Raw genomic sequence first — 12,460 nt, forward strand, 5'->3', positions numbered from 1 at the left:
TATGTTTGGGTAATAACAGGTGATTCTAGTGGCTCAACGGCGATGGTAGTAATTGCTTTGCCTTTTTGCTGTTTAATAAAACGGCTAACACCTGTAAGTGTACCGCCTGTACCTACACCTGAGACAAACACATCAATTTCACCATCTGTTGCATCCCAAATTTCAGGGCCTGTGGTTTTTTCGTGGATCTCTGGGTTTGCTGGGTTATTAAATTGCTGTAGCAGTAGGTATTTACTTGGATCTGAATTTACAATTTCTTCTGCTTTATCAATCGCGCCCTTCATGCCTTTCGGGGCTTCAGTTAGTACAAGATTTGCACCCAAGGCTTTTAATAGCTTACGACGCTCAAGGCTCATGCTCTCAGGCATGGTTAATGTTAGCTTATAACCACGTGCAGCAGCAACAAAAGCAAGTGCAACACCTGTATTACCACTAGTTGGCTCTACAAGTTCAACACCTTCTTTTAAAGTGCCTTTTTTCTCAGCATCCCAAATCATGTTAGCGCCAATACGGCATTTAACACTAAAGCTTGGGTTACGAGCTTCTACTTTAGCTAACACTTTACCGTTACTTACGCGGTTAAGACGTACTAGTGGAGTATTACCAATAGTTAGTGAGTTATCTTCATAAATCTTGCTCATGCTTCGTTCCTTCGTGACACGTTAAAAGTAATATAAATTAAGAATATACTGGATAAGTTATTTGCAAAGTAATTAATGGTTATATCTTATTGTTATCAATGTGTGAATTATATTGAACTAAAGATATATAGAGGGATGAAAAGCGTCAAGTGACTAATTTACAAATATGTTTTACTCCAATAACAATAGTGTTTGAAGCAAGTTTAGTGGAAAAGAAAAGAGCACTAGAATAAGTGCTCTTTGGTGAATATTTATCGTTGATCTTAATAGCGTTTAAATTGCTCGCGGTAATGATCAACCCACATTGCTGTCGCGCCACAAACAGCAACAGGCATGACGAGTAAGTTAATAATTGGGGTCATAGTGAAAAACATGACAACAGCACCAAAACTTAACGCTTGACCACGATGTTCCTTAAGCGCATTTCGCATATCAATAAATGGCACTTTGTGGTTATCAAAAGGGTAATCAACATATTGAATTGTCATCATCCAAGCGCTGAATAAAAACCATAAAATAGGGCCAAGCGTTTGCCCGATGGCAGGGATCCACATTAGGATCAATAAGCCGATTGCTTTGGGTAAGTAATATTTTAATTTGGTCCACTCTCTGCCCATGGTGCGAGGCAGATCTTTCATTAATGTTTTAAAACTATCATCGGGAGGAGCTTTACCTGTGAGTTTAGCTTCTAAATATTCAGCTAATAGCCCGTTAAATGGTGCTGCAATCCAGTTAGCAATGGTACTGAAGAAATAAGAAAACGTAACTAATGCAGCAATGGCAAGTAACGGCCACAAGACATAAGATAGCCATTCAAGCCAGCTAGGTAGGTAACTTAACCAACCATCAATCCAACCATTCAACTGAGTAAGTAAAGTTGCAAATGCACCACCTAATAATAAGATATTGATGAGCAATGGAATGATTACAAAACGACGCGTTCCTGGTTGAGTAACCAGTTGTAATCCTTTTAAAAAGTATCCAGCACCGCTGGTTGTTGATTTGATGGCATGCTGTTGCGACATTTGGTTTCCTTAATCGGATCTCTCAAATTTATTTTGATGAGGGATGATAGAGAGACTATACAAAGAGTATGTTAACGGGCTATATAGGAAGGAATCAAATGAAAATATGGTTGTCACAGTTTTGACAAACCAATAAATCTCATGATTCATAATAAAAAATGGTGTAAAAGTGTACAAAACTCACGTTGTAAAGACTATCTTGACTGAATAGCGATATTCAACTTCTCATTATCATTTGAGTTTTGGTACAGTAAGTCATCGGCAAGAAATTCTAGCTAGAGATTTTGTCTGCCTAGTTGATTTTTTACTATTATTAACCCCGTCTAGGGATAACGAGTTAATTTCAGAGTATTCGTATGCAGGAATTGCGTCTAGTTCTAATTATTGTTGGTGCGCTTGCGATTACAGCGCTTCTTTTTCATGGTCTATGGACAAGTCGAAAAGAAAAACCGGCCAAGTTTGGTGAAAAGCCAGTAGGTAAAATCGATGAAACGGCACTTGATGTTCAAGGTGACGTTGAAGAGAGTGTAAGTGAGGCGCGTGTTGTAAGTAAGCCACAGGAAGTGGTTGAAAAGACAAAACCAACAAAGCGCAAAGAGCCAGGTTTTAGTTTTGGGGAACGTCCACAGCAAGATCCATTATTAGGTAATGCTACGGTTGATGAGGGTGATGATCTCCCTAAAATGTCAGCAACAGATAATGATGATGTACCTGCTAAAGTGACAACAGCTCAACCACAAGCTTCGACAGTTGAGCAACCTCAGCAAGTATCACCACAAACACCTGCGCAACCTAATAGCACTCCTGTTGAACCTGCTATACAGCCTCAGGTTGCGACAACGACTAACTCAGCGAGTGTAGCACCTGTTGTGGAAGCGCAAACGCCAGTGACTGAATCGATAGTACAGCCTGAAATCATTCAGCAACCTGTTGCTTCAGAGCCTGTCGTTCAGCAAGCACAACAAGTGGTCGTCGAAACTTCTGCTATTGAGCCTCAAGCACAATTTGTCCCTGCTGAAGAACCAGCGCAAGTTGAAGTAGCTGCGCCTGTTGTTGAAGAAGACGTTGTGCAAGTTACTGAGCCTTCTGTTCAAACAACACAAGAACCAAGTTTTACTTTCATGCCAGAGCCAGAGCCAGAGCCAGAGCCAGAGCCAGAGCCAGAGCCAGAGCCAGAGCCAGAGCCAGAGCCAGAGCCAGAGCCATTACCACCAACTTATATATCGCTATGTGTTCATGCGCGCAGTGGTAAGATTTTACGTGGGCCGTCACTGTTTGCATGTTTAGAGCGTCATGGTTTAATTTTTGGTGATAATTCAGTATTCCATCGTCATGCTGATTTAGCAGGTACAGAGCCTGTTATTTTCTCAGTAACTAACTTATTAAACCCAGGCTCTTTCCCTGAAACTAACTACCAACATTTTGAAACGCCTGGTATCGGCTTTTTCTTAATGTTGCCTTGTTACGGTAAAGCTGCAAGTAACTTTAACTTAATGCTACAAACAGCACAGCAAATTGCTGATGAGTTAAATGCAGATGTTCTCGATCAAGATCGTGTAATGATCACGCCAAATCGTATTACGCAATATCGAGAAAAATCAGTGAAATATAATAATGCTTAATCTTTAAAAAGATTTAGTCATTAATGAGCAGGCTCCTTTAAGGGGCCTGTTTTTTTATTTAAATTTAGGCAACAGTCTTAATCTTCTATATCGATAGGACGTTGTTTTGGCAGAAACTATTTAGATTTGTCAGGTAGAAAAAATGAGTATTGACCTTCAGCAACAATTATTAACGCTACGACAGCAACTCGATTACCACGGTCATCGTTATTACGTTGAAGATAATCCAGAAATTCCTGATGCTGAATATGATCGAATGATGCAGCAACTATTAAAGATCGAAGCTGAGCATCCAGAATGGGTAACGGTTGATTCTCCAAGCCAACGTGTTGGCGGTGCTGCGTTAGAGGGATTTACGCAAGTTAAACATGAGATCGCGATGCTTTCATTAGACAATGCGTTTAATGATGATGATTTACGTGCATTTCAAAAACGTTTACAAGATCGCTTACGTTCAGGAGCTACGTTCAGTTACTGCTGTGAGCCCAAATTAGACGGTCTCGCTGTGAGTCTGATGTATGAAAAGGGTGTGTTAGTTCAAGCAGCAACCCGTGGTGATGGCGCTACAGGTGAAAATATTACGCATAATGTACGTACTATTCGTGCTATTCCCTTAAAGCTTCAAGGTGACGATTGGCCTGAGCGATTAGAAGTTCGCGGTGAAGTCTTTATGCCTAAAAAAGGGTTTGAAGAGTTAAATGCCAAAGCGCTTAAAAAAGGTGATAAGGCATTTGCAAACCCACGAAACGCAGCTGCTGGTAGCTTACGTCAGTTAGATCCTAAAATTACCGCGACGCGCCCATTAAGCTTTTATGCTTATGCTGTCGGTGTTGTCGATGGACGCGAACTTGCCAATACGCAATATGAACGCTTGTGTCAGTTAAAAGCATGGGGACTTCCAATGTGCCCAGAAATTCGCAAAGTGGACAGTATTGAAGAGGTCATTGCTTATCATCAGAATATTGGTGAAAAACGCCAATCACTAGGTTATGAAATTGATGGTGTGGTGATTAAGGTTGATGATGTTGATACACAACAACAGCTTGGCTTTGTTGCTAGAGCACCTCGTTGGGCCATTGCTTATAAATTCCCAGCCCAAGAAGAGATGACAACCCTAAACAATGTAGAGTTTCAGGTTGGGCGTACAGGTGCAATTACACCCGTTGCTAAGCTTGAACCTGTGTTTGTGGGCGGTGTAACAGTTAGTAATGCAACACTACATAATGCCGATGAAGTGGCGCGTTTAGGCGTAATGATTGGCGATACCGTTATTATTCGTCGTGCAGGTGATGTTATTCCACAAATCGCTTCAGTGGTTGAGTCTCGTCGACCTGCAAATGCACAAGCGATTGTATTTCCAACAGAGTGTCCTGTTTGTCAGTCAAAGGTTGAACGTATTGAAGGCGAAGCCGTCGCACGTTGTACCGGTGGCCTCTTCTGTCAAGCACAGCGAAAAGAAGCCTTAAAACATTTTGTATCGCGTAAAGCATTAGACGTTGATGGTTGTGGCGAAAAGGTGATTGAGCAACTTGTTGATCGTGAAATGGTAACAACGCCTGCTGATTTGTTTAAATTCAGTGCTGGAGAAGTGACAGTACTTGAGCGAATGGGGCCTAAATCAGCGCAAAAACTGGTTGATGCGCTGAATGCTTCAAAACTGACAACATTACCTCGTTTTATTTATTCACTAGGTATCCGTGAAGTAGGTGAAGCTACTGCCGCGAACCTAGCAAATTACTTTGAGACATTAGAATCAATTAGCCAAGCAACGAAAGATCAGTTAATTGAAGTGCCGGATGTGGGGGGTATTGTTGCTGCACATATCTTTAATTTCTTTCGTGAAGAGCACAACATGGTCGTTGTGAACGAGTTACAAGAAGTTGGGATACATTGGCCTGAAATTGAAAAAATTGATGAAGATGTCGAATTACCGCTTGATGGTAAAGTAGTCGTACTAACAGGATCTTTATCTCAATTAACTCGCTCTGATGCGAAAGCTGCATTACAAAAATTAGGTGCAAAAGTTACAGGTAGTGTGTCGAAGAAAACAGATTTATTAGTAGCAGGTGAAGCGGCGGGCTCTAAATTAACGAAAGCGCAAGAGCTAGGCATTGAGATCTGGGACGAACAAAAGCTCGTCGATCTGATGGCTTAATACCTTTTTATAGGGTTGATAAACCTTGTTACAAAAAAAGTCGCTCCATTTGGGGCGGCTTTTTTTTATGAATTAAATGAAACAGTGTATATAACAGTGTGATCAATACGGGAAATAGCTGTTTTTTTATTAACAAAAGATAATAATGTTAATTATTTGTTTCTAAAAAAACACAAGTTTTTCAATAATAAAGAAAACACGATCAGGGTCACACATATACGCTTCCATGCTCATAAGTAATTGTTTGTAAATGATTAATTTGTAATTATGAAAACATTTGAACTGGATCACTATAGGCCAGAAACTTTGCACTGAATCAAATTTTTAACACAAGAAAGTAAGTTCTTATTGATGTTTTGCGCTGCGAAAGTAGTCTTAATAACGAAGTTTAATAAAGTTCAATTTCGAACGAAAAAATATGAATTGGTCGAATTGATTCGACTAACATATGGGAGATTTACTTGTAGCCTTCGGCGGCCAACCATTCAGGTTACAGGTAAACAGCTTATATCTTTAGGAGTTTATTCCATGGAAAATATGTTCAAACGTACGCTATTAGGCGCATCAATTGCTTTAATTTCATCTTCAGCTATCGCTGCAGGTGATGCCTATCAAGTAGGCATTAACTCTGACTTTAACGTTGATGTTTACGGTGTTGCTGCAATCTCTGCTTTTTATCAAGAAGATGGTAATACATACGATTGGGAAAATGAATCACGTATCGGTTTCCGAGCTTCTAAAGCAATGACTGATAACATTGAAGGTTTCATGCAAATTGAATCTGGTTATGTTGGTGATGAAGGTAAAAACGGGGCACTAGGTGTGCGTGATACATTCTTAGGTCTTCGTGGCGATTGGGGTTCTGTACGTTTTGGTCGTATGCTTACACCTATGTATGAAATCATTGACTGGCCATACTCTAACCCAGGTTTAGGTCGTGTGTTTGACTGGGGTGGTGACGTTAAATACAACCGAGACCGTCATGGTAACACTATGCGTTATGACTCAGCACAACTTGGTAACTTTAGCTTTAGTGTTGCTACAGGTGTTGGTGATACAAGCGTTAAAGATAACTACTGGTATGGTGCAAGTGCTCATTTAAAAGTTGCTGAAGTTCTTACATTACATGCAGGTTTAGAAAGTGAAAACAATCGTGAGCTTACTGCTGCTAAAGCTGCTACTTTTGAAGTAATTGATGCTGCAGGTACAGTTAAAGAAACTGCTGCTGTAGCTGGTGAGAACGCTGATACATTTGGTTATATCGTCGGTTTTGAAGCTTCACTACCTGCTGGCTTTGGTCTTGCTGGTGCATATAAAGCTGGTGAAAGTGATGTTATTGGTGGCGTTAAATCAGAGCAGGCATCTTACTCTGTAATCGCACAGTATTGGAATGGCCCAATGGGTATTAAAGTTGGTTACGCAGCTAACTTAGACTCTAAGAAAGCTGGTGTTAAACAAGATGATGCAGATTCAGTTGTTTCTGGTCAGTTAATGTATCTTATTAACGGCTTTGTACCATACGTACGTATCGGTCAACATGATGCTTATAACTCAGATGATAAATCATACTTTGCACGTGTTGGTCTAGAATACGGTTTCTAATCCAATATAACGTGTATGTAATAAATTTTAAAAAGGAGCCTAATGGCTCCTTTTTTGGTTAGTGGATCAGGCAATCAATCATTAGATTGGAAACTAAATTCCTTTGACTGATAACAAGAGTAGTTAGATTAGAGTTGTATGTAAATTAGTTTGATGTTGCCACCGTTTTTACACTGTATTGTCGGTACGATAATGTGCATAAGGTTATGTTCAAAGGCTTACGTTGTAGTTCAAATGAATAAAAATGAGTTTTAATTAAGAACTACTCTCTTAGTGAGAAGGGGAATCTGGTTTACACTAAATATTATGAGTTAAATACAGGAGAATAGACATTATAAGAGATGGAGTATATTTCAGCTAAAGATTAAGTTATCAGGAAAGTGGTCAATAATAAGTAGTATCATGAAGGCTAAAAGCCGCTGAGTGATAAATAGGAATATAATGTAGAGACTAAATGTTATATAAAATATTTATCGATGAAATAAAAATTTATTAAGTTGAAGGGCTACTATGGATAATATTTTTATGAGTTTAAAAAAATGAATATGTAAAAAATAATTTACGATATTTAAGATAAATCCTCCTGTTGCATAACAAGAGGACTCCGTCTTTTATTTGTTATAGATTTTGAACAGCCCAACTTATGAATTCTTTTCTAGTCTTTAAATCAGATTTTTTGAATAATTCTTTAAGTTGTAAGGTTACATTATCGTTATCTATTTGAGTAGCTGTAGTAGCTGTAGTAGCTGTAGTAGCTGTAGTAGCTGTAGTAGCTGTAGTAGCTGTGATTGCTGTAGTAGTTATGGCTGCAATATTTCCTGATTTATTATACTGCTCTACCAAGCGAGCGTAATCTTGAGTAATTGCAAATCCGCTTCTTCCTTTTAGCGTATCAAATTTAAATGGATAATTTTTATTACTAGAGATATCAATAAGATCTGGTTGAGGGTTTTTAATAAATGCTTTAGCTGTTAGTGAATCTGAAAAGTTAGGTACAGATAACTTTAGCGAATCATTTGAAGCCTTGAAAGTCATTACGTAAGCAGGGGATTTAAAGCGTTCACTTTGTGTTTCTCCTTTATAAAAGTATTGATCTATCCGGTAGACAATTTGATTTTGGCCATTTTTTAAAGTGATAGAGTCTGGTGTTGACGTAAAATAACTACTAATTCCTTTATCAACTTCATTTTCATTAATGACAAGCAATTTAATATTTTTAGGTAATTCTAACTTAACATCTGCAAATACATTAAATGATAAAGGCATAAGCAGTGTTGCGAAGGCCAGCTTATTAATTTTCATATTCTTTCCTTGTCAGTTACATCTAAAGCAAATTAATAATTTCTACTTATCGATTTTACGCATATAAGGAAAATGTTTCTAAGGAAATTTAGTATTAATGAAGCAGTAATCAGAAGCTTATCACAGCTCTAATAATTTATTTGATAAAGGTTGAGCATACAGATAGTAAAAGATTATCTATCTACATTAGCTCTAATGTTCTGACTTATAATGATTACATATTGGTGCGGGTAAGTATCTTATTTCATTTTTCTCTAAATAACACTCTTTAGCGCTGTTTTCAGCACCATATGATGAGTTGATTGTTGAAGTTGAGTCACATCCATAGCTAAATAAGCTGGCAAAATTAGCGTTACGATTACACATATTATTTTTCATACGCTATACCTTCTTCATATTGATGACTTTCTCTAAAGTATGATGGGATTCTATTTGTAATGATGCTTTTTGCTGTGGAGTTCTTATAACTGGTTATATGGTTACTTTTATAAGAACTTATCCGAAGGATTGTAGATTTACCTCACAGTGCTAAAATACTCCTCATTAGATAAGACACAGTAGCCCTTACTGTGTGGTCCTTCATTCATAAGGTAATTTCAATGACGGTTAAAACTCGTTTTGCACCAAGTCCAACTGGCTTTTTGCACGTAGGCGGTGCTCGTACTGCACTTTACTCATGGTTATACGCTAAACATATGGGCGGCGAGTTTGTACTTCGTATTGAAGATACGGATCTAGAGCGTTCAACACAAGAAGCTATCGATGCGATTATGGAAGGTATGGAGTGGTTAGAGCTTAACTGGGATGAAGGTCCTTACTACCAAACTAAGCGTTTTGATCGTTATAACGAAGTGGTTGATCAACTACTAGCAGAAGATAAAGCGTACAAATGTTACTGTCCAAAAGAGCTTCTTGACGAAATTCGTGAAGAGCAAATGGCAGCAGGCGTTAAACCTCGTTATGATGCAAACCACCCTAAAATTGTTGCAGCTAATGCCGCTGCAACAGAAGATTCTCCATTTTGTATCCGCTTCCGTAACCCTAAAGAAGGAACGGTCGTTTTTGATGATAAGATCCGTGGCCACATCGAAATTGCTAACAGTGAGCTTGATGATCTGATCATTCGTCGTACAGATGGTAGCCCAACGTACAATTTCTGTGTGGTTATCGATGACTGGGATATGGGTATTACTCAAGTTGTTCGTGGTGAAGATCATATCAACAATACGCCACGTCAAATTAATATCTATAAAGCGCTAGGTGCACCAGTACCTGAGTTTGCACACTGTGCAATGATTTTAGGTGATGATGGCGCGAAATTATCTAAGCGTCATGGCGCTGTGGGTGTAATGCAGTACCGTGATGATGGTTACCTGCCACAAGCACTACTGAACTACTTAGTACGTCTAGGTTGGTCTCATGGCGATCAAGAGATTTTCTCACTACAAGAGATGATCGATCTATTTAGCCTAGAGTCAGTCAGTAAGTCTGCATCTGCATTTAATACTGACAAGCTATTATGGCTTAACAATCATTACATCAAAACAGCAGAACCAGAATACGTTGCTAAGTACCTAAAATGGCACTTAGATCAGAAAGAAATTTCTATTGAAAATGGTCCAGCTATTACAGATGTGATCACGCTTGTAGGTGAGCGTTGTAATACATTAATCGAACTTGCTGAACAATCTCGTTACTTCTACCAAGATTTTAGCGAATTTGAAGCTGGCGCGGCGAAAAAACACTTACGTCCTGTTGCTAAAGAAGCGTTAGCACTTGCACTTGCTAAAGTTGAAGCACTTGATGAATGGACAACAGAAAACCTTCATGCTGTTATTGCACAAGTGTGTGAAGAACTTGAACTAGGTATGGGTAAAGTAGGTATGCCTCTTCGTGTAGCTGTTACAGGCCAAGGTCAGTCACCTTCTGTAGATGCTGTTATGCAGCTAATTGGTAAAGAGCGTATTATAGCTCGAATTAAAATGGCATTAGCATTTATTGCAGAGCGTGAAGCTAACGCATAAGCTTGTTAAACGTTAAATAAAAAAACGGAGCATTAATGCTCCGTTTTATATAGTTGAAATTTTAGATTTATTTCTTATTTTCTACGCATACCCAAAAGTTTTGAGCTGTTGCACATTGTTGCATTACTTTTAATGGTAGCTCTTTGGCCCGTTCTTCATCAGTGTTTGCATTTACTACGAAGCTTGAAGAGAACATCAAAACTAGAAACAAAAGAAATACCCTAATCACAATAACCCCCTTTATTTATTGAAAGAATCTTTTTTATTTTAGAACAAGATCACACTTCCTGTGGGGATTTCAAATAATGGGCAAGAGTGATAATTAGAATCTTGCATTCACAATAGGGAAGACAGGAAGATCTTTGCTAACGAAAGTACCAGAACGGTCGAAGTTGATTAAACCGATTTGAATACCTTTATTGATATGATTTGTTGCATTCATAAAGCCAAATTGAAGTCCATTTAAACTACCTGCATAATTAAATAGTCCTAATTGCGCACCTGTGAAATTACCTTCTGTGTAGTTTACTAGACCTACATCAGCACCTTTTGCTGTTCCTCCATTAAAGTTTGCTAAACCTAATTCAAACCCTTTCATACTTGTACGGGTTCGGTTTGCACCATAAAACAAACCAAGGTTAAGACCTGTAAAGTTATCAATATCAGAAAGACCAAGAACTGAAAAATTTAACCCTTTCACGTTATGGCTTCGACCATAAAGTGCACTTAATCGAACACCTGATACATCTGTAGTGGCATAGTGAATTTGGTCACTTAGTTAGAGGTGATATCATCACTTCATACGTTAACAGGTGACACTATGACAAATCGTACAAGACGACTATTCAGCGCAGAATTCAAGCTCGAGGCTTCACAGTTAGTGATTGATCAAAATTACTCAGTGGCAGAAGCCGCCCAAGCCATGAATGTGGGTAAATCCACGATGGATAAATGGGTTCGTCAGCTTAAACAAGAACGACAAGGCAAAACGCCAAAAGCTTCGCCTATGACCCCTGAGCAAATAGAAATTCGGGAATTAAAAAAGAAGTTAGCTCGTCTTGAAGAGCATAATGAAATATTAAAAAAAGCCACGGCTCTGTTGATGTCGGACTCACTGAACAATTCTTGATGATCAAGAAACTCAAGCAGAGCTATAGCGTAAAAACATTATGCGAAGTCTTCAATGTTCATCGAAGTAGTTATAACTATTGGCTAAAGCGTCCAACAGCGATTAGGGCGGAAACAGTCAAACTTCGCAGCTTAGTTAGTGAGGCCCACGCAGCAAGCAACGCCTCTGCGGGAGCGAGGACTATTGCAGATATAGTCACAAATCAGGGTTTAAAACTGAGCCGATACCGAGCAACAAAACTCATGAGAGAGCTTGGTTTAGTCAGTTGCCAACAGCCAAAGCATCGATACAGAAAGGCTTCTCAAGAACATGTTGAGGTTCCAAATCACTTGGGCCGACAGTTTGCTGTTACCGCCCCAAATGAAGTTTGGGTTGGTGATGTTACGTATATTTGGACAGGAAATCGCTGGATGTATTTAGCCGTTGTTATTGATCTTTTTGCCCGCAAAGTGATTGGTTGGTCGATGTCTTTATCACCTGATTCCAGTCTGACAGGCAAAGCTCTTTCAATGGCTTATGAGTCGCGTGGTAAGCCGAAAGGCGTCATGTTCCACAGCGATCAAGGTAGCCACTATACAAGTCGAAAGTACCGTCAATTACTGTGGCGTTTTAAGATAAAACAGAGTTTATCTCGCCGAGGAAATTGCTGGGATAATGCACCAATGGAGCGTTTATTTAGAAGCTTAAAGACCGAATGGGTGCCAACAGTGGGTTATCGTAGTTTTGCTGAAGCTCAACAAGAGATCATCCGCTACATTATCGGGTATTACTGTCAACTCAGGCCGCATCAATATAATGGCGGCCTAACTCCCAACGAATCAGAACGATTATATTGGGAAAACTCTAAAACCGTGGCCAATTTTAGTTGACCACTACAATCACCTGCTGGTAAGTTAATTGTTGGAACAGAAAGTTGTACTGGAGTATCAGCGTAAACGGATGGAGCACAAATTGCTGTTG

General features: G+C 39.1%; 10 protein-coding genes. 5 read left to right on the forward strand and 5 right to left on the reverse strand.

The genetic code is table 11. The features are described from left to right. Both SKA34_RS16885 and cysZ read right to left on the reverse strand, forming a co-directional pair. Positions 1 to 641, reverse strand: a 641-nt coding sequence (locus SKA34_RS16885; protein ID WP_006646730.1) for a pyridoxal-phosphate dependent enzyme, incomplete at its 3' end; no start/stop codon positions are given. A gap of 263 nt (positions 642 to 904) precedes the next feature. Further along, positions 905 to 1,666, reverse strand: coding sequence for a sulfate transporter CysZ (gene cysZ, locus SKA34_RS16890; protein WP_006646731.1), 762 nt, complete (start codon positions 1,664 to 1,666; stop codon positions 905 to 907). A 356-nt stretch (positions 1,667 to 2,022) separates the two neighbouring features. Between cysZ and zipA the strand changes: the two genes are divergently transcribed. From zipA to SKA34_RS16905, 3 genes are all read left to right on the forward strand, one after another. Next, positions 2,023 to 3,288: a cell division protein ZipA gene (gene zipA, locus SKA34_RS16895; RefSeq protein WP_006646732.1), complete on the forward strand. Its 1,266-nt coding sequence runs from the start codon at positions 2,023 to 2,025 to the stop codon at positions 3,286 to 3,288. A 142-nt stretch (positions 3,289 to 3,430) separates the two neighbouring features. Next, positions 3,431 to 5,443 carry an NAD-dependent DNA ligase LigA gene (gene ligA, locus SKA34_RS16900; RefSeq protein ID WP_006646733.1) on the forward strand — a complete coding sequence of 671 codons (2,013 nt, stop codon included), beginning with the start codon at positions 3,431 to 3,433 and terminating at the stop codon, positions 5,441 to 5,443. Positions 5,444 to 5,971: 528 nt separating this feature from the next. Continuing rightward, positions 5,972 to 7,045, forward strand: a complete 1,074-nt coding sequence (locus tag SKA34_RS16905) for a porin (RefSeq protein WP_006646734.1) — start codon at positions 5,972 to 5,974, stop codon at positions 7,043 to 7,045. Between the two features lie 618 nt (positions 7,046 to 7,663). Here SKA34_RS16905 and SKA34_RS16910 read toward each other — a convergent pair. Continuing rightward, positions 7,664 to 8,347: a DUF2057 domain-containing protein gene (locus SKA34_RS16910; protein WP_006646735.1), complete on the reverse strand. Its 684-nt coding sequence runs from the start codon at positions 8,345 to 8,347 to the stop codon at positions 7,664 to 7,666. A 192-nt stretch (positions 8,348 to 8,539) separates the two neighbouring features. After that, on the reverse strand, positions 8,540 to 8,725 hold the full coding sequence (locus SKA34_RS16915) for a hypothetical protein (protein ID WP_039860773.1): 186 nt from the start codon (positions 8,723 to 8,725) through the stop codon (positions 8,540 to 8,542). 221 nt (positions 8,726 to 8,946) lie between these two features. Here SKA34_RS16915 and gltX point away from each other — a divergent pair, with 221 nt between their 5' ends. Next, entirely contained in the window at positions 8,947 to 10,371 is a 1,425-nt protein-coding gene (gltX, locus tag SKA34_RS16920) for a glutamate--tRNA ligase (RefSeq protein WP_006646736.1), read from the forward strand. A gap of 322 nt (positions 10,372 to 10,693) precedes the next feature. Here gltX and SKA34_RS16925 read toward each other — a convergent pair whose 3' ends face one another. Further along, positions 10,694 to 11,071: an LA_2272 family surface repeat-containing protein gene (locus SKA34_RS16925; RefSeq protein ID WP_006646738.1), complete on the reverse strand. Its 378-nt coding sequence runs from the start codon at positions 11,069 to 11,071 to the stop codon at positions 10,694 to 10,696. A gap of 120 nt (positions 11,072 to 11,191) precedes the next feature. Here SKA34_RS16925 and SKA34_RS16935 point away from each other — a divergent pair. Beyond that, positions 11,192 to 12,369, forward strand: a protein-coding gene (locus tag SKA34_RS16935) for an IS3 family transposase (RefSeq protein ID WP_086004126.1) whose coding sequence is annotated in 2 segments (ribosomal slippage) — positions 11,192 to 11,450 and positions 11,450 to 12,369 — 1,179 coding nt in all. Because the reading frame shifts where the segments join, the coding sequence is not laid out codon by codon here. The last annotated feature ends 91 nt before the right edge of the window (positions 12,370 to 12,460 follow it).

The organism is Photobacterium sp. SKA34 (assembly GCF_000153325.1).
In the GTDB taxonomy this organism is placed as follows: Bacteria; Pseudomonadota; Gammaproteobacteria; order Enterobacterales; family Vibrionaceae; genus Photobacterium.